The organism is Enterococcus sp. C65, from assembly GCF_040887165.1.
In the GTDB taxonomy this organism is placed as follows: domain Bacteria; phylum Bacillota; class Bacilli; order Lactobacillales; family Enterococcaceae; genus Enterococcus_B; species Enterococcus_B hirae.
Genome location: NZ_JBFOFG010000003.1, coordinates 83,838 through 102,031 on the forward strand (window position 1 = coordinate 83,838; position 18,194 = coordinate 102,031).

17 protein-coding genes and 1 riboswitch are annotated in these 18,194 nt (G+C 36.9%); of the genes, 16 read left to right on the forward strand and 1 reads right to left on the reverse strand.

What is annotated here, in order from left to right; all coding sequences use genetic code 11:
• Positions 1–10 precede the first annotated feature (10 nt).
• The 13 genes from rpoD (at position 11) to AB3I12_RS04090 (ending at position 14,442) form a co-directional block, all read left to right on the forward strand.
• Positions 11–1,120 carry an RNA polymerase sigma factor RpoD gene (rpoD, locus tag AB3I12_RS04030; RefSeq protein ID WP_010719586.1) on the forward strand — a complete coding sequence of 370 codons (1,110 nt, stop codon included), beginning with the start codon at positions 11–13 and terminating at the stop codon, positions 1,118–1,120.
• Between the two features lie 374 nt (positions 1,121–1,494).
• Positions 1,495–3,828 (forward strand): cell division site-positioning protein MapZ family protein, encoded by a 2,334-nt coding sequence (locus tag AB3I12_RS04035; protein WP_063626902.1) that lies wholly within the window; start codon positions 1,495–1,497, stop codon positions 3,826–3,828.
• A gap of 201 nt (positions 3,829–4,029) precedes the next feature.
• Positions 4,030–4,893, forward strand: coding sequence for a S1 RNA-binding domain-containing protein (locus AB3I12_RS04040; RefSeq protein ID WP_010719584.1), 864 nt, complete (start codon positions 4,030–4,032; stop codon positions 4,891–4,893).
• A gap of 103 nt (positions 4,894–4,996) precedes the next feature.
• Positions 4,997–5,470 (forward strand): Fur family transcriptional regulator, encoded by a 474-nt coding sequence (locus tag AB3I12_RS04045; protein ID WP_010719583.1) that lies wholly within the window; start codon positions 4,997–4,999, stop codon positions 5,468–5,470.
• A gap of 92 nt (positions 5,471–5,562) precedes the next feature.
• The gene (xerD, locus tag AB3I12_RS04050; protein WP_010719582.1) at positions 5,563–6,450 is read left to right on the forward strand and encodes a site-specific tyrosine recombinase XerD; all 888 of its coding nucleotides are present in this window, start codon (positions 5,563–5,565) and stop codon (positions 6,448–6,450) included.
• A gap of 18 nt (positions 6,451–6,468) precedes the next feature.
• Positions 6,469–6,840, forward strand: coding sequence for a hypothetical protein (locus AB3I12_RS04055; protein WP_010719581.1), 372 nt, complete (start codon positions 6,469–6,471; stop codon positions 6,838–6,840).
• On the forward strand, positions 6,837–7,604 hold the full coding sequence (locus AB3I12_RS04060) for a segregation/condensation protein A (RefSeq protein ID WP_277749450.1): 768 nt from the start codon (positions 6,837–6,839) through the stop codon (positions 7,602–7,604). The genes AB3I12_RS04055 and AB3I12_RS04060 overlap by 4 nt, the downstream gene beginning before the upstream one ends.
• On the forward strand, positions 7,588–8,163 hold the full coding sequence (scpB, locus tag AB3I12_RS04065; protein WP_010719579.1) for an SMC-Scp complex subunit ScpB: 576 nt from the start codon (positions 7,588–7,590) through the stop codon (positions 8,161–8,163). The genes AB3I12_RS04060 and scpB overlap by 17 nt, the downstream gene beginning before the upstream one ends.
• Complete coding sequence (locus AB3I12_RS04070; RefSeq protein ID WP_010719578.1) at positions 8,163–8,879, forward strand: pseudouridine synthase; 717 nt, start codon at positions 8,163–8,165, stop codon at positions 8,877–8,879. The genes scpB and AB3I12_RS04070 overlap by 1 nt, the downstream gene beginning before the upstream one ends.
• Before the next feature lie 80 nt (positions 8,880–8,959).
• Positions 8,960–9,083, forward strand: a riboswitch (FMN riboswitch).
• A gap of 121 nt (positions 9,084–9,204) precedes the next feature.
• Positions 9,205–9,819 carry an ECF transporter S component gene (locus tag AB3I12_RS04075; RefSeq protein ID WP_010737347.1) on the forward strand — a complete coding sequence of 205 codons (615 nt, stop codon included), beginning with the start codon at positions 9,205–9,207 and terminating at the stop codon, positions 9,817–9,819.
• Between the two features lie 596 nt (positions 9,820–10,415).
• Entirely contained in the window at positions 10,416–11,939 is a 1,524-nt protein-coding gene (locus AB3I12_RS04080) for a YfcC family protein (RefSeq protein WP_010719576.1), read from the forward strand.
• Between the two features lie 151 nt (positions 11,940–12,090).
• Positions 12,091–13,431, forward strand: a complete 1,341-nt coding sequence (locus tag AB3I12_RS04085) for a M20 family metallopeptidase (RefSeq protein WP_063626904.1) — start codon at positions 12,091–12,093, stop codon at positions 13,429–13,431.
• Between the two features lie 285 nt (positions 13,432–13,716).
• Positions 13,717–14,442 carry an alpha/beta hydrolase gene (locus tag AB3I12_RS04090; RefSeq protein ID WP_025480478.1) on the forward strand — a complete coding sequence of 242 codons (726 nt, stop codon included), beginning with the start codon at positions 13,717–13,719 and terminating at the stop codon, positions 14,440–14,442.
• A 375-nt stretch (positions 14,443–14,817) separates the two neighbouring features.
• Here the strand turns inward: AB3I12_RS04090 and AB3I12_RS04095 are convergent, their stop codons facing one another.
• Positions 14,818–15,036: a ferredoxin gene (locus tag AB3I12_RS04095; RefSeq protein ID WP_010719573.1), complete on the reverse strand. Its 219-nt coding sequence runs from the start codon at positions 15,034–15,036 to the stop codon at positions 14,818–14,820.
• A gap of 30 nt (positions 15,037–15,066) precedes the next feature.
• On the opposite strand from AB3I12_RS04095, the gene AB3I12_RS04100 reads away from it, so the two are divergent.
• From AB3I12_RS04100 to AB3I12_RS04110, 3 genes are all read left to right on the forward strand, one after another.
• A complete protein-coding gene (locus AB3I12_RS04100) occupies positions 15,067–16,095 on the forward strand; it encodes a helix-turn-helix domain-containing protein (RefSeq protein ID WP_063626906.1) in 1,029 nt (342 codons plus the stop codon).
• Positions 16,079–17,470 (forward strand): ATP-dependent DNA helicase RecQ, encoded by a 1,392-nt coding sequence (locus AB3I12_RS04105; RefSeq protein WP_063626908.1) that lies wholly within the window; start codon positions 16,079–16,081, stop codon positions 17,468–17,470. The genes AB3I12_RS04100 and AB3I12_RS04105 overlap by 17 nt, the downstream gene beginning before the upstream one ends.
• 84 nt (positions 17,471–17,554) lie before the next feature.
• A complete protein-coding gene (locus tag AB3I12_RS04110; protein ID WP_010719570.1) occupies positions 17,555–18,181 on the forward strand; it encodes an SAG1386/EF1546 family surface-associated protein in 627 nt (208 codons plus the stop codon).
• Positions 18,182–18,194 lie beyond the last annotated feature (13 nt).

Genomic DNA, 18,194 nt, shown 5'->3' on the forward strand with positions numbered 1-18,194 from the left:
GCCTTCTTTTATGGCAAATGTAACAGAGAATAAAAAGTATGAAGCAGCAGTAGCAGCTTTTATCAAAGAAAACAAACCAAAAAGACAAGTCGTGTATGATGATCTTTCAAATAAACTTGCAACGCCATTCACATTGAATGCGGATGAGATGGATAAATTGATCCAAAAAGTCGAGGATGCTGGAATCAGCGTTGTTGATGAAAATGGAGATCCATCGATCCATAGCTTGAAGAGTGCAGAGAAAAAAGCGGAACAAGCAAAAACAGAAGATCTGTCAGCACCTACTGGTGTAAAAATCAACGATCCAGTTCGTATGTATTTAAAAGAGATTGGTCGTGTTTCCCTATTAACTGCGGAAGAAGAAGTAGCTCTTGCTTTAAAAATCGAAGAAGGTGATCAAGAAGCAAAACAGCGTTTAGCTGAAGCAAACCTTCGTTTGGTCGTAAGTATTGCTAAGAGATATGTTGGACGTGGCATGCAATTTCTTGATTTGATCCAAGAAGGAAATATGGGCTTGATGAAAGCTGTTGAAAAATTTGACTATCGTAAAGGATTCAAATTTTCAACTTATGCTACATGGTGGATCAGACAAGCAATCACTCGTGCCATCGCTGACCAAGCACGTACGATCCGTATCCCAGTGCATATGGTAGAAACCATCAATAAATTGATCCGTATCCAACGTCAATTACTTCAAGATTTAGGAAGAGAACCGACGCCAGAAGAAATTGGGGCAGAAATGGACCTTCCTACAGAAAAAGTACGTGAAATATTGAAAATCGCGCAAGAGCCGGTTTCTTTAGAAACACCAATTGGTGAAGAAGATGATTCTCATTTAGGAGACTTCATTGAAGACCAAGAAGCTACTAGTCCTGCAGAACATGCGGCTTATGAATTGTTAAAAGAACAATTAGAAGATGTTTTAGATACATTGACTGACCGCGAAGAAAATGTTCTCCGCCTACGTTTTGGTTTAGACGATGGTCGTACCAGAACACTCGAAGAAGTTGGGAAAGTATTCGGAGTAACACGTGAACGTATTCGACAAATCGAAGCGAAAGCGTTACGTAAATTACGCCATCCATCACGTTCAAAACAATTGAAAGATTTCTTAGAGTAAAAATAGGATTCAAATTTTGAATCTTATAGACAATGACTGTCTTTTAAAATAGCGAGTAGCCTTTAGTGAAAACAAAGTAGCACGGGATCAGAATAGATGATCCCGTGCTACTTTTTTAGTCAATAGCTGAGTCAAAAGCTTGAATCTGATCATAATAAACAAATAATTGATGCTCTATTAAGATTATGATGATGAAAACATAAATAATTGCGTAACTATGCGTAATTATAAGAAACTTTTTGTAAATTATTTGTTTTATTTTTACGAGTTATACTATTTGATATCCGTTTGATCAAAATAGGCTCTTGGCGAAACTTTCAGAATATGGTAGATTAAATGGTAGCGTAAACCTAACAAAAGGAGCCGATCGCTCAGTGATAAAAAAATGCCCAACGTGTGGATCAAAGAAAATCAAAGGAAAGTTGATTTGTCCTGATTGTGGTTACCAAATAAAAGAGCAAGACCAACACACGAATGAAGAAAAGAACAACAGTCAATTACCAATAGATTCTTCAGAAGAACATTTTCCTGACACGGAATTAAATGATCCAATCGAATGGTCAGAATTAACAGAGTTACCATTAGAATCGGTCATGGCCTTGTTTAAAGAAGAATCATCTGAAGAAACGAATCTAGCAGAAACTAATGATGCTGAAGATGTAGTCACTAAAAAGGCAAACAAAAAGCCGTCAACAAGTGAAGAAGGAACTGATTCGAAAAAACAAGTTAACGGCGATGAAATGACGGATGAACTCGAAGCAGAACAACAAAAAAGAGTAGCTGAATTAAAAGAATTTGTTGATCATGAAAAAGAAAATTCGATTTTATCTGCTTATATCAAAGCTCATAGAGAAGATACAACAGAAGAACATGCAGAAGAATTGATGCGAATGATCCAAGAGGAACTCGCAGCTAAAAATGCCAAAGAGACTGATTCAAAACAAGAAAGTACAGTGCCAGGAACTAACGAACGTGAAACGAAAGAAAAGGAAACAGTTGATACGAAGGATAGCGTTGTTCAGCCAACTGACCATCAAGCGATTGATCAAGAAGAAACGTTCGAAACGGCAACAGAAAAAAATCATGAACGCTTAACGGCACCCCAAACTTCAGAAGAAAATCAACTGCTTTCTTCTAAGGAACAAACTGAAGAACCAGTGCCCGCTTCAAAAACGACTCACGTCCAATCATCGTCAGAAAAACTTTTGATAGGAAAAAAAGAAGTCGAAGAAAAAACGAGTGCGGAAGATGTCGATAAAAACTCAACCCATGAGGACGAAGCGTTAAACGAAAATTTGAAACCTGAAGTTTCAGAAAAAGATATTCCGAAAGCAGCTCCATCACAAGAGAATCAATCAAACGGAGAAGTTCTAAAAGAAGAAATATCGAAAGAAGAAACAGCAAAAGAAGAAACAGCAAAAGAAGAAATATCGAAAGAAGAATCGGTAAAAGAAGAAGAACCAAAAGAAGAAATTCGTAAGAAAGATTCTTCAAAACCAGAAGCTATAGAAAAAACAGAATTATCAAATGAAATCGATCAAAGGACAGAAACGGAACAAAAAGAACCAGTTACATCAGCAAAGACTGATGAGGGGAAACGAAAAAGATCGAAAAAAGGACCGTATCTGGCTTTAGCAGCAATCGTCTTGCTCGGAGTCGGTGGTTGGGCTTATTATGACCATCAGCAAGATGTTCAGGCACAAATCGCTGCACAAGAAGAAAGACAAAAACAAAAGGTGGCAGATCTACAAACAGCCTTGAATGCTTTTTATACAGATCCGTCTCACCAGTTTATCCGTACTTCAATGATCAATCAAGACTTAGCTAAACTAAAGACTGATCTGAATGACGTAAAAAAAGAGAAAGAATACCCTGAATTAGAAAAAACATTCCAGGATATCCAAACCAAAATCAAAGATATTCAACGTGTCAACCAGTTATTTACTTCGGTAGTGATTGACGATGATCATTTAGCAGCTGATCCTAAACTAAAAGAGGATCAAGCCATTCAACCAATCACTACAAATGAAACTGCTTTTGGACGTCTGATCAAGCAAGCGCAAACCGAAGCAGAGGATCAATACAAACAATTGCAGACGGCTAAAGATAAAGTGAACGTTGTCTATCATGATAATCAAGTCGTAGACAGTGCGAACAGAGAGCAGTATGACGAAGCAAAAAATGCTGTAGAGCAAATCAAAAATGAAGAGCTAGCTGTCGCTTTAAAAGATCAACTAAAAAAAGTAGATGAAACCTTGACTGCGAAAGAGCAGAAAGAAGCACAAGCAAAAGAAGAAGCGAAAAAAGCTGAAGAAGCAAAAAAAGCAGCTGAAGCAGCCAAACAAGCTGCAGCTCTGGCTGCACAACATGCAAAATCTAGTTCAACTACCAATAAGACTAATTCAGCCAATCAACCCATCATGTCAACTCGACAAAGTGATGTGGCTGATGCATCTAATCCAGCATGGAATTGGGCACCAGGAGTCCAACAAAGTGTTATTGCTACTTGTATTCAACGAGGCTACATTGTGGCAGGTGGGTATAAACTAGAAAAAGCGAGAATCGAAAATGGTGAAGGTTACTATAATCTTTATGCTACTTCAACCCAATCTAATTTGATGCGTGGAATCGGTGAAAGTGCATTACCATTTTATATTGTGACGATCAATTGTAAAACAGGCTGGTTTGGCGGAAATGGCAGTCATTAATCTGCTAGATAGACAATGATCAAATACTACTCAGATATCGTAGATCGTATGGAACTAAGTGGATGACCATATAGGATCAGGTACACGATGTCTGAGTTTTTTTGCGACGTATAAGACCAAACCAACTACTAATCATGGGAACATTATGTTATGATAGCTAAGAAAAGATGGCTGAATCTTTTATAAATAAGGAGAAATAAGATGAATGAATTATTGGCAACAATATTTACCGGAATGGTAATTGATGAAAATGAAAAAAATTACTTTGTCCAGAAAAATGGACAAACTTTTGGATTAAGTAAAACCGAAGGGACCTATCGTATCGGTGAAGCAGTCGAAGGGTTTGGTTATCAAAATCAAAAACATGAAAATCGTTTTACTACGTTGATTCCTAAAAGTCGAATTGGTCATTATGCTTTTGGTACAGTGACTGCTTCACGAAAAGATTTAGGAGTATTCGTCGATATTGGATTACCCGACAAAGATTTTGTAGTCTCATTAGATGAACTACCAACGATGACAGAACTTTGGCCTAAAAAAGGCGATCGTTTAATGGTTGCTTTAAGAGTCGATAGCAAAGACCGAATTTGGGGTAGTTTAGCCGATGAAAAGATTTTTAAATCATTGAGTAAACGTGGAACAGAAGAAATCAAAAATAAAGACATTACAGGCGTTGCTTACCGCTTGAAACTGACCGGAACGTACGTCTTAACAGATGATTATTATATCGGATTTATCCACCCATCCGAACGCTATAATGAGCCGCGCTTAGGTGAACAAGTTAAAGGACGAGTAATTGGCGTGAGACCTGATGGAGTATTGAATCTTTCATTAAAACCAAGAGCATATGAAGCAATCTCTGATGATGCACAAATGATTTTAACGATCATCGAACGATCAGCAGATGAGCAAATCCATTTTACTGACAAATCTGATCCGGAAGATATCATGAAAACTTTTGGTATAAGCAAGGGAGCTTTTAAACGAGCAATCGGCAATCTATTAAAACAAGGACTAGTCAAACAAGAAGCAGGCGTAACGAAACGAATTAGAAAATCTAATTGAGAATACCTTGCATGTTTTTCTTAACTAGCTTATAATTATTTTAATTTAGAAAGAGATTCTTTTTGTTTGATTATAATTATTATAAATTGTCGGGGTTGAATACATGGTTATGAATGCGATGTCAGTAATGAAAAAAACGAAACAACAATTGCACGAGTCGGGGTTCAAATTAACCCCACAAAGAGAAGCAACTTTACAAGTACTTTTAGAAAATGAGAAAGAACATTTATCGGCAGAAGAAGTCTTTTTTCTAGTGAAAAAAAAGAGTCCAGAAATTGGGTTAGCTACTGTCTATCGGACGTTAGAGATTTTGACCGATTTGAAAGTCATTGATAAAGTCAGCTTCAATGATGGTGTTGCTCGCTATGACTTGAGAAAAGAAGGAGCAAAACATTTCCATCATCATTTATTGTGTTTACGATGTGGCACGATTGAAGAGGTTGAAGAAGATTTATTGTGTGAAGTGGAAGAAATTGTGGAGCAACGGTATCACTTTTTGGTAAAAGATCATCGCTTAACATTTCATGGTATTTGTCAAAAATGTTACACTAAAGAAAAAGAAAGCAAAACCGTCTGATTGCTAGACGGCTTTTTCTTTGCCTAGCTGTAAAATAGACTATCGAAAATGAAGGGTATCTGATATGATAGAAGAGCACGAGGTGGATTATTATGAATGAAGAAATTAATGATTATCTCCACTATTTGACGATTGAACGTGGCTTGTCATTAAATACGAGAAAAAGTTATGAACGAGATTTGTTACAGTATCTTCACTATTTAGAAGATGAGCAAATCACTTCCTGGCAAGATGTCGATCGCTACGTCGTGATCAATTATCTGGAAAAGATGCATGATGAAAAGAAAGCTCCAGCAACCGTGACCAGAATGATTACTAGCTTGAGAAGATTTCATCAATTCTTACGTCAAGAACGATTGACTGATCATGACCCGATGCAACACATTGATACGCCTAAAAAGGTTCAAAAGTTACCTAGTACCTTATCCTTGACTGAGGTTGAACGATTGATCGAAACACCTGATACAACCAAAAATCTAGGGATCAGAGATCGAGCAATTCTAGAAGTCATGTATGCAACAGGTATGCGTGTCAGTGAACTCGTTGGTTTAAAGCTAAGTGATCTTCACTTGTCGCTCGGCTTGGTCCAAACACTTGGTAAAGGGGACAAAGAACGGATCATACCTCTAGGTGATTATGCGATCCAATGGTTGGAGCGGTATCTAGACGAAGCACGCCCCCTCCTTGTAGCGAATCCTTCTGAAACGCATGTATTTGTCAATCATCATGGTACAGGGTTATCACGGCAAGGTATCTGGAAAAACCTTAAACAATTAGTGCGTGAAGCAGGAATCAATAAAGAGGTGACCCCTCATACTTTAAGGCATAGTTTTGCGACACATTTGCTGGAAAATGGTGCAGATCTTCGAACGGTACAGGAATTGTTAGGACATGCTGATATCTCAACAACACAAATTTATACACATATCACAAAGAAAAGAATGACGGATGTTTATAAGCAGCATTTTCCAAGGGCTTAGTCATAGGAAGGTGAAAAAATGTTAACACATTACCGAAAAGAAAATCGTAAAATTGCTATGGGACTGTTAAGTTTTCATAAGAAACTAACGGATAAATCGAATTTACTCAAAGAAATCAATACCTATGAAACAGAAGAAGGATATGAACTTTTTTTCTTCACACCAGAAGGTTCAACGAATATTCAAGGGATTATTGGTGTTTATTGGGGTGAAAATCAGGAATTGATTATTCACGATGTTTCATTGAATCCATCTTATCGGGGAGATCAGATGGGCTTTCAAATGCTTGATGAACTTCAAGAAAAATACCCAGACTTTTCCATACGACCAACAGAGATTACCCGTCCATATCTCGCAAAATGGGTCGATCGAAACAAGAAGAAAGAGTGAATATGGTGACAGAAATCAATATCAAATTAGATATATTTGAAGGACCCTTAGATTTACTCCTTCATTTGATCCAGCAAATGGAGATCGATATTTATGATATCCCGATTGCAACGATCACTGAGCAATACATGAGTTATATCCATACGATGAAAACTCTTGAACTTGCTGTTGCTGGAGAATATCTAGTGATGGCTGCCACGTTGATGGCGATCAAAAGCAAAACTTTGTTACCTGTTCAAGAAGCAATCATTGAAGATGAGTATTGGGAAGAGGACCCGCGTGACGAATTAGTCAATCAATTATTGGAATATCGAAAGTATAAGTATGCTGCAGAGCAGTTAACCGAAAAAGCCCAAGAGAGAAGCTTATATTATACGAAAGAACCAGTTGCAGTAGACGATCTCATTGGACAAGAGAAACCATTGAAACGTGGACAAGTCAAAAAGATTGATTTGTTTCATGCGATGGAAAAAATCTTAGAGCGAAAGAAATTCTCAGAGAAAGTTGAAAAAACGATTACTCCTGATGATACAACAATTGAAGAACGTATCATCTTTATTGAAGAGCGTCTTAAGCAACATCATAAGGGATGCTCTTTTGAGTCTTTTTTTGAAACGCCTTCGAAAACAGAAGTAGTCACTACATTTATGGCTTTATTAGAAATGATGAAAAATGGTCAGATCGTTGCGCAACAAGAAGGAAATTATGAAACAATTATGCTTTATCTAGCAGTAGGAGATACCAAAGATGACAAAATTAAGTGAACTTGAAGCCATTTTATTTATTGTTGGCGAGGAAGGAATCGGGTTAGAAGAAATCAGCTATCTGTTAACTATTACGAAAGAAGAGACAGTGGCTTTATTAACGGAATTAAAAACAAGATATGAAAATGATCCAGCTAGTGCTTTGCATATTTTGGAAACAGAGGCACATGTCGTTTTAACAACCAAAAAAGAGTTAGCGCCATTGTTGAAACGCTATGCCCAAGGGACGTCTAATACTCTCTCACAAGCAGCTGTCGAAACGTTGGCGATCATTGCATATAAACAACCGATTACCAGAGTAGAAATCGAACAAATTCGTGGGGTTCAAGTCTCAGGTGCCATTCAACGGCTAGCTGCTCATCAGTTGATTGAAGAAAAAGGACGCGTGGAAGGACCTGGACGACCTATTTTGTATGGGACGACTCCTTATTTTTTAGATTATTTTGGTCTCAACTCATTAAAAGACTTACCAGATATACAAGCAATGGAGCATTCATTAAACGAAGAGTCTTCACTCGACTTATTCTTTGATGAAATGGATGAAGGAGAACAGATATAATGGAAAGACTACAAAAAGTAATTGCGCATGCAGGGATCACTTCCAGACGTAAAGCGGAAGAATATATTTTGGCTGGACGAGTAAAAGTCAACGGCAAAGTAGTAAAAGAACTCGGAGTAAAAGTTAGCAAACGTGATTTGATCGAAGTAGATGAAGTGCCGATTTATCAAGAAGAATACGGGTACTATCTACTATATAAACCAAAAGGTGTGATTTCCGCTGTTGCTGATGACAAGGGGCGAAAAGTCGTAACTGATTTGCTTCCAATGGTGAAAGAACGAATTTATCCAGTAGGACGATTAGATTATGATACTTCGGGTATACTGCTCTTGACTAATGACGGTGATTTTGCGCAACGTTTGACCCACCCGAAACATGAAGTAGACAAAGTATATGTGGCGAAAGTCAAAGGGATTGCTACTAAAACAATGTTATCTCCCTTGACGAAAGGGATAAAAATCGAAGGGAAACGAACTTCACCAGCACGTTACCAAATATTATCTGTGGATCCTAAGACAAATCATAGTATCGTTGAATTGACTATCCATGAAGGTAGAAATCATCAGGTAAAAAATATGCTTCAAGCAGTTGGCTTACCTGTTCAAAAATTAAAACGAGAAAAATACGGCGATTTGACGCTTCAAGGCTTACGCCCTGGCGACTATCGTGAGTTGAACAAAAAAGAAGTCAGCAGTTTATTGAATCAATCAAAATGATTACTTACTTATTATAAGAATAAATGATTGCATTTTTTCTCAAGCGATGTATAATGTAAAGGTAAACAAAATTATAAATGGTTCGTCTTCAGGGGCAGGGTGAAATTCCCGACCGGTGGTTATAGTCCACGACCTACTTTACCTAAGTAGCTGAATCGGTGAAATTCCGATACCGACAGTATAGTCTGGATAAAGAAGATAGAGCTTATTTGACGTAGTTTTTTGCCAAATAACTCTAACTCTCCCTGTTATTGGAGAGTTTTTTTATTTGCAAAAAGTTCGTCGAAAAGTTCGCTGAAGAGGAGTCCTAACAGGAGGATTTCAAATGAAGAACACCCGTGTACAAAAAATGGTCGCTGTGGCATTATTTGCTGCGATCGGATTGGTTTTGCAATATATCGCATTTCCGATCATGCCAGCCTTTAGTTTTTTAAAGATCGATTTTAGTGATATCCCAGTACTGATCAGTATGTTTTTATTTGGTCCAGTTGCTGGATTGGTTACAGCTTTCTTACGATCGATCTTACACTTGATCACTACTGGCTTTTCACCAGATAATTTGGTAGGAGATACAGCCAGCTTTTTAGCAACAGCTATCTTTACCTTACCTATTTTCTACTTCTTCCGTAAGAAGACTCAAGTAGGGAAAAATAAGTTTTTAGGTGTGATTTCTGGTACGATCGCAATGACGATCTTCATGAGTGTCGCAAACTATTTTGTGATTACCCCATTGTACCTTATGTTTTTAGGTTTAAATGCTAATCAAATGTTAGGGATGCCGTTAGCTAATTATGTCCTGATCGGAATCGTCCCATTTAATATCATTAAAGGATTTATCGTCAGTGCTGCCTTTTTGGTTTTACACGCAAAATTATTGCCATGGTTAAGTCGGAAACAACACCAGTTGGCACAAAGACATACAGTGACGAACAACAAATAAATAGTACAGCAGCTCATGCTCGTTTATCCATTTTTAGAGGGAAGCATGAATTGATGCCACTTTCTTAATTATTTTATCATTAAAAAAATCAGTCAAGGCTCCTTAACTTTTACAATATAAAAAGTTAAGGAGCCGTTTTTGTCAGTACTAGTATTTCTGAAAAAGTAGTCCAACTATTAGAAAAAAAGGGGATGAGAAAATAAACATTGTTTTTTCTAAAAAGAATTCAAGGAAATAAAAAAATATCGGAAATTTTAATGAAAAAAAATTCATTAACCCACGTTGTGTAAGCGTTTTATAAACGGTGTTTGAGTATTTCTTTTGTTTATGCATAAAAATGTATTTTATGATTCAAAATGTGAAATTAATCACTTTTTGAATGATAAATAGTTTTGTTATAATGGAAGTGGAAAACGCTACAATTGTATTGAAAAAGCTTTACCTTAAATTTTATAGAGAAAGGAGTGAAAGCAGGATTTTTGAATAAAATTTGCCAAATCAATAGGTTATTGTTTTGGTTATCGTATTCTTTTTGATAAAATAACTGATGGAATCACTCTTATAAGATTCTAATGTTACAAGAAAGGGAGAAGAACATGGAACAAACAAAGAAGAAACAATTTCAAATGCCTTCAGCGTATACGGTCTTATTTATTATTATTGCGATTATCGCTGTACTAACTTGGTTCATACCAGCTGGACATTATAGTGTCAATGATGCAGGCAACATCATTGCTGGATCATATGAACGAGTAGAGCAAAATCCTCAGGGGCTATGGGATATCTTTATGGCACCGATTAATGGGATGCTAGGTGTACCTGCTGGGGAATTAACGAAAGAAACACCGGCTGCTATTCCAATTTCATTCTTTATTTTAGTTGTGGGTGGTTTCTTAGGTATTATCAATAAAACTGGTGCTTTGGATGCAGGGATTGCTTCCGTTGTAAAACGCTTTAAAGGGAAAGAAAAAATGTTGATCCCTGTGTTGATGATCTTATTTGCATTAGGTGGTTCAACTTATGGTATGGCGGAAGAAACTATTCCGTTCTATGCTTTATTGATTCCTGTTATGATGGCTGTTGGGTTTGATACAGTTGTTGCAGTAGCTATCGTTTTAGTAGGGTCACAAGTTGGTTGTTTAGCTTCAACCGTTAATCCATTTGCTACTGGGGTGGCTTCTCAAGCAGTTGGTATCTCAATGGGTGAAGGAATCGGGTTACGTTTCTTGATGTTCGTGGTATTATTGGCTATCTCAATTGCTTATGTCTACCGTTACGCATCTAAAGTGGAAAAAGACCCAACGAAATCACTTGTATATAAACAACGTGAAGAAGACATCAAACATTTTGATATCGATTCAATTGGTCGTCAAGAATCAATTACTAAAAGACAAAAACATGTAAATATCCTATTTTTCATTACCTTTGGTATTATGATCATAAGTTTGATTCCTTGGACAACATTGAATAAAAACTTTACGATTTTTGAATCATTAACTAACTGGTTAACAGGGTTACCTGTAGTCGGAACTGTTTTAGGTAAAAACATGCTTCCTTTAGGAGAATGGTATTTCCCAGAAATTACCATGTTGTTCTTAGTGATGGCTATTGTAGTGGCAATCACTTACGGAATGAAAGAATCAGTCTTTATTTCTGAATTCTTAGCAGGAGCTTCAGATTTGATCGGTGTTGCGATCGTGGTAGCTGTTGCACGTGGTATCCAAGTTGTGATGAATAATGGTTTAATCACTGATACGATCTTACATTGGGGTGAACAAGGATTAAGTTCATTGTCATCTAGTGTCTTCTTGATCTTAACGTTTATCTTCTATATCCCTATGTCATTCTTGATCCCATCAACTTCTGGACTAGCAGCAGCTACTATGGGAATCATGGGACCAATGGGTGAATTTGCAGGCGTTGGTAAAGATCTAGTTATCACTGCTTATCAATCAGCATCTGGTTTGGTCAACTTGATCACACCAACATCAGCAATCGTTATGGGGGCTGTTGCGATCGCTCGTTTTGATATTTCCGTTTGGTGGAAATTCACAGGAAAATTGATTGCTATCCTATTTGTAGCCATTTGTGTTATCTTAGGTGTAGCGGCAATGTTATAACAAAGTAGACAAAACCGTTGACTTAGAGTGTACATGGTTTTTTACTTGATGTGAATGGACAAGATCCAAGCTCAACTATTTATTGTTTGAAAAAAGAGGTTGTGTCTGTTGTTTTGACATAACCTTTTTATTATATTAGGAGGCTAGTAACATGAAACAATTTGTAACAAAACAACATCATGAACAAGCATTGGAATCTTTAAATGAATTGATTCGAATCCCTTCAGTTCTGGACGAATCAGATACTGGTGAAGGGCATCCTTTTGGGACAAAAGTGATCGAAGCATTGGATAAAGTGTTAGAAATCAGTGAAAATCTAGGATTTAAGACATTTAAAGATCCAGAAGGATATTATGGTTATGCAGAAGTCGGATCTGGCGATGAGCTATTTGGTATCTTGTGTCATATGGATGTCGTTCCAGCTGGCGATGAAAACAATTGGGATTCTAAACCATTTGAACCAACTGTCAAAGATGGTTGGTTGATTGGACGAGGATCACAAGATGACAAGGGACCTTCCATCGCTGCAATGTATGCTGTCAAAGCTTTGATGGATGCAGGCGTTGAATTTAATACACGTATCCGATTTATTTTTGGAACCGATGAAGAAAACTTGTGGCGTTGTTTAGATAAATACAACGAAAAAGAAGAAGGTATTACGCAAGGATTCGCACCAGATGCAGAGTTTCCATTGATTTATGCTGAAAAAGGATTACTACAAGCTTACCTAACTGGACCGGGAACATCTGAATTTTCAGTTAAAGCTGGTGGCGCACTGAATGTCGTTCCAGATGCAGCTCCTTATGCTGGTGAAAAATTAGCTGAAGTCAAAGAAGCATTGAAAAAACATGGATTTGACTTTGAAGATCAAGGAGAATCAATTGTCGTTCTTGGAAAAAGTATCCATGCCAAAGATGCAGCAGAAGGTGTCAATGCAATCTCTCGTTTAGCGATTGCTCTTTCTGAAGTATTTGATTTTGCTCCAATCAACTTCTTAGGTCAATTAGTTCAAGAAAATGCTACTGGTGAAAACGTGGTAGGAAAAACGGTGGATGAACAATCTGGCGAATTGACAATGAACTTTGCTAGTCTGGAAATCACTCCTGAACAAACTAAAATCGGGGTCGACATGCGTATCCCAGTAACTTTCAAAAAAGATGAACTCGTAGAAAAACTAACAGAAACTGCTAAAAAGTATGAGTTGACTTATGAAGAATTTGACTTCTTAGATTCCCTTTATGTTCCATTAGACAGTGAATTGATCAAAAATCTTTTAGGAACTTACCGTGATATTACTGGTGATATGACTGAACCATTTGTATCTGGCGGTGCAACTTTTGCACGGACGATGAACCAATGTGTAGCATTTGGTGCAATGTTCCCAGATACCCCTGATTTTATGCATCAGGCAAATGAACGTTGGGAACTAAGCAGCATGTACAAAGCAATGGAAATCTATGCAGAAGCTGTTTACCGTTTGTGTGGAAAATAATCATTTGAAATGCTCAACTAAATACACTTTAGTTCAATAGAGAACGAAACTGCTCTCTTACTGTTAAAGGCTGATGAAGGTCAATGTACATTCATCAGCCTTTTTTTTGTTATAGTGGGTCTTGTTGAGGGGAAGAGTCAGGTCTAAGAAAGATCGCATTTAGTGCCACTGGCTAAACAAATTTATTCTTTTTCAAGAAAAAAGAGTTGCAATTTATTCGTATTTTATTTAGTGTGAATTTATAATCGATCAATAGGTACGATAAAAGGAGAATAGGTGAGAGATGTGAAGATATTTAAGCGAGTATTAATTGGTATAATTATTTTTTTGGGGCTAGCAGGAGGCGCTGGGTACTACTATTTACAACAAAATACCTATGAACCATCTAGTCAAGCAAGTCAAATAGCCCAAAATGGAAAGGATAAAAAAGATTATTTATTTTTTGAGACGAAAGAAAAAAGTCAAAAACCACTGGTTATTTTTTATCCAGGTGCTTTGGTTGAACCAGCTAGTTATAGTGTCTGGGCTGAACAATTAGCAAAAAGTGGGTACTCCGTAGCAATCGCTAAGATGCCTCTTGACTTAGCCATACTTAGTGGGAATAAGGCAGATAAGATCAAAGAAGACTTTTCAAATCGAAATTATGTGATTGGTGGACACTCATTGGGGGGCGTCATGGCGAGTCGTTATGCTAATCAGCATTCTTCTGACAAACACTTAAAAGGAATCTTTTTCTTAGCAAGCTATCCTGATGAAAAAGGTACATTGGCGAAAACGACATTACCTGTATTAAGCCTGACTGCTTCTAATGATAAAGTCTTGAATCAAAAAGCCTATGAATCAGCTAAAGAATATTTACCTGAGCAAACAGAATATGTTTCGATTAATGGAGGAAATCATGGCGGATTTGGCAGCTATGGGGAACAAAAGGGAGACGGTAAAGCTAAGATTACAAACGAAGACCAACAAACAGCGATTACCAATACGTTAATCAATTGGTTAGGAGAATAGAGTTCCAGACCTAAATCTTACAGCTCACTTTAAAAATGAGTAAAAAGTGTGCATCAGCTCTTTGAAAAAAGCTTGAATTTTTTTAAACATGAGAAACTGTTAAAAAAAAATTCAAGCTTATTGTTATCGTAGCTTCCCGCTTCTTTCATGACTTTATCTAAGGCAGTTCAGAAGTCCATTTATCAGAAACTTTGCCGAAGAGCTACATAAGTCACAATCTTTATATAAATAGACTAGGGATAAATCAACTCAAACTTTCACTTGAACATAGAAAGAAATTTGTTCAAACACCATTTCCAGGTCAACTGCCTACTTTTCAAATCATCATTATTAGAAACACTTACATTGATCTATATTCATTTGGTTAACTAGTTTTCATGATTTCTCTAATAAAATAGCTCTTACTGGACATTTTTGATAAGCTTTTCTGACGGCTTCCTCGTCAGTTTGAGAAACAAATTGCTGATGAGCTTCTGGTTCTTGCGCAAATAAAACGATTCCTTCTTCATCATAATCAAAGATATCTGGGGCTTCGATTTGACAAAGACCACAAGCGATACAGCGCTCAGGTACTAATTTACATAGTAATGACATTTTGACCATCCTATTCTTAAGGGGAGTAATATGACTTCATTTATTTTAGCTTTATTTTCAACAAGAAACAAGTTAAGGATCAGCTCCTTATACCAAGTTATCACAGGAAAACGAACGAGTTCGGTATTGATTTATAGTTTTTTAAACCATTTATTATTTATACATGGTAGTTTTCCTAAAATGAATCAAGAAGAATTTACACGTATCATTGACCAATTAGTTGACCAAAAGTTCCTTATTCAGCTAGAAGATGGCGTGATGATCACTCATTTAGGTGAAAAAGCTTTAGCAGAAGAAATAATTGATCTAGAAGGGCTCCATTATGATCGTTATGGCAGAACCGCTGAGAATTGTTGGCGGTTGATCAAGTTTGCTGTTCAAGTTGTCTCTCATCTGGTAAATAATAAAAAGGAATACTTACCGATTGAAACTAGTCCCTATTATACTATCCAAGTAAAAAAATGGTTAGCTGACACACAACTAGATCGACAAACCTTAGCAAAAAAATTAAGCCAAGAACTGAGTGAAATCTTTTCAACGATGACATCTGAATCGGCTAACTTTCTGGCCAATCAATTTTCAGGTATCAAGTCACTTGGTCTATTAACTTATCAATTAACAGAAATAACCAATGAAGTGCAACGTGAATTGTATGAAGCAAAGCAAGTACACCTGCTGCTAAAAACAATCGAAGAAAAAAAAGATTCGTTGCTTTTTCAATTGGTTTCACCACTACTTATGCAAAACTTCAATCAAAGTATGTTAACGACGAGAAAACTGATTTTATCTGGATGCTCAATTGATGAAGTAATGAAGATACGTCATTTAAAAAGAGGAACAGTAACCGATCATTTGATCGAATGGCAACTTTATTTAACTGATTTTCCTTATCAAAAAATGATCACCAAGCAGACATTTAAGCGACTAAGTCAACTATCGAACATCAAAGAATGGAATTATCGAGAATTAAATGAAGTCGCACCACTAGACTATGGAGAGTTTCGTTTTTATCAAATTGGTGTATTGAAAGGGGAACTGAAGAATGTCGCTGAAGGATGAACTACAAAAACGTTTTGGATTTACTTCGTTTCGTTCAGGACAAGAAGAAATCATCCAGTCTTTATTGAATGACCAAGATGTCCTCGCAGTGTTACCGACAGGAAATGGGAAAAGCCTATGCTACCAACTGACCGGTTATCTGCGTGAAGGAATGGTTATCATTGTTTCACCTTTGCTTTCATTGATGGAGGATCAGGTGATGCAACTACAGAAACAAGGAGAAAAGCGAGTTGTTGCTTTCAATAGTTTACTATCTAGAACAGAACGATATTATGTGTTAAATCATTTGTCCAATTATAAATTTTTATTTTTAAGTCCAGAAATGTTGACGCAAAAAGATGTGATAGAACAATTACAAAAACAAAAAATTGGGTTATATGTGATCGATGAGGCGCATTGCGTTTCTCAGTGGGGGGTAGATTTCCGTCCGGAATACCAACAACTAGGAGAAATTGCTCAGAAATTAGGCTCTCCAGTAACGCTTGCCTTGACAGCAACCGCTAGTACAGCCGTGCAACATGATATTGAAACTGTCTTGTTTCAAGAAGTGCCAGTTCGAATTATCCATTCGGTTAATCGACAAAATATTGCTTTATATGTCAAAAAGACTTCCCAAAAAGAAGCTGATCTAGAGGACCTGATGAAACAAGCAAAAGGCTCGATGATTATTTATTGTGCGACAAAGAAAGAGGTAGAGCGTTTGTATCAGCTATTTCGCTCACGTTTTACTATCGGCTATTATCATGGTGGATTAGAGGCATCACAAAGGCGACAGTTGCAACAACAATTTAGTCAAAATAAACTTCAATTTTTGATTGCGACGAATGCTTTTGGTATGGGCATCGATAAGCCAGATATCCGTTATGTTGTCCATTACGATTTACCAGATAGTTTAGAAAATTATGTTCAAGAAATCGGGCGTGCGGGAAGAGACCAACAGGCGAGTGAAGCGATTCTTTTATACAAAGAAAATGACGAACGCATTCATTATTTTTTTAATCAACTTTCTAGAGAACAACGACAAAGTTTTGAAATTTATCTGCAATATCATAGCAATGAACAAGAACAATTCGATGAGATTCAACAAAAATGGTTAGAAATAATTGCACAAACGAGCAATCCGCAAGAGTGGTTAAATCGGCTAAAACGTCAAGAAAAAGAAAAGGAATATCGACTACAACAAATGCTTCATTATGTCAATGCAAAGACTTGTCGAAGAGCGCTGATTCTTGAATACTTTGGGGAGAAACTGATAAAAAAACCAGAAAAATGTTGTGATATTGATGGAGCAGTCCTTACGAGTCAGGAAAATAGAGAAGTCAGCCCATCTGTAGAGCTAAAACAGTGGCAAGATATTTTACTAAATTTATTTTAAAAAAACATTGGATAGAAAATTTATAAGACAATCGCGTTCTGGCTATGGTATAATATTCACGATAGAAATTAGGAGGTTAATAAGTTGAGCAGAAAAGATAGACATCATTCATCAGAAAATAATGAAACACAAGAGCCATGGGAACAACCGATTTATGACACTGAAGACGAAGTTTCTTCAAGAAGTTCTCAACGACAACAAAAGAAAGGCAACACGCTGTTTTTGTCTCTCTTCTTAGTATTATTAGTATTGTGTATTGCAATTCCAGCGGGAGCTTACTTCTGGATTAGAAATGGGTCTTCCAATGCTTCAAGTGCATCATCAACTACAACAACGTCTTCTGTAGTGGAAAGTACGACCTCATCAGAAGTATCATCAACAAAAGAATCAAGTACGGAGCCTGAAAGCACTACTCAGACAGAATCAGTAGTAGCAAGTACACCACAAAGTACTACTGTACCAGAGGAAACAACGCCTTCGACAACGTCTACTTACCAACAAGAAACACAACCAACTAGCACGGTAGAAGAAGCGACAACACCATCCTCTTCGGCTGCTGCAGATGGATCAACAGTGACTGTTCAACCAGGTGACGGACCTAAACAAGTAGCTGAACGTGCCGGGATCACTATTGATCAATTATTTGCATTAAATGGTTTAGATCCAAATAATTATATGATTTATCCTGGACAACAATTAAAAGTTAAATAATCTTAGCCGCGAT

Excerpts from the sequence above, each read along its gene's own strand:
- rpoD (WP_010719586.1), top strand. The coding sequence starts at position 11 with ATGGCAAATGTAACAGAGAATAAAAAGTATGAAGCAGCAGTAGCAGCT.
- AB3I12_RS04040 (WP_010719584.1), top strand. The coding sequence starts at position 4,030 with ATGAATGAATTATTGGCAACAATATTTACCGGAATGGTAATTGATGAA.
- AB3I12_RS04045 (WP_010719583.1), top strand. The coding sequence starts at position 4,997 with ATGGTTATGAATGCGATGTCAGTAATGAAAAAAACGAAACAACAATTG.
- xerD (WP_010719582.1), top strand. The coding sequence starts at position 5,563 with ATGAATGAAGAAATTAATGATTATCTCCACTATTTGACGATTGAACGT.
- AB3I12_RS04055 (WP_010719581.1), top strand. The coding sequence starts at position 6,469 with ATGTTAACACATTACCGAAAAGAAAATCGTAAAATTGCTATGGGACTG.
- scpB (WP_010719579.1), top strand. The coding sequence starts at position 7,588 with ATGACAAAATTAAGTGAACTTGAAGCCATTTTATTTATTGTTGGCGAG.
- AB3I12_RS04070 (WP_010719578.1), top strand. The coding sequence starts at position 8,163 with ATGGAAAGACTACAAAAAGTAATTGCGCATGCAGGGATCACTTCCAGA.
- AB3I12_RS04075 (WP_010737347.1), top strand. The coding sequence starts at position 9,205 with ATGAAGAACACCCGTGTACAAAAAATGGTCGCTGTGGCATTATTTGCT.
- AB3I12_RS04080 (WP_010719576.1), top strand. The coding sequence starts at position 10,416 with ATGGAACAAACAAAGAAGAAACAATTTCAAATGCCTTCAGCGTATACG.
- AB3I12_RS04085 (WP_063626904.1), top strand. The coding sequence starts at position 12,091 with ATGAAACAATTTGTAACAAAACAACATCATGAACAAGCATTGGAATCT.
- AB3I12_RS04095 (WP_010719573.1), bottom strand. The coding sequence starts at position 15,036 with ATGTCATTACTATGTAAATTAGTACCTGAGCGCTGTATCGCTTGTGGT.
- AB3I12_RS04100 (WP_063626906.1), top strand. The coding sequence starts at position 15,067 with ATGACTTCATTTATTTTAGCTTTATTTTCAACAAGAAACAAGTTAAGG.
- AB3I12_RS04105 (WP_063626908.1), top strand. The coding sequence starts at position 16,079 with ATGTCGCTGAAGGATGAACTACAAAAACGTTTTGGATTTACTTCGTTT.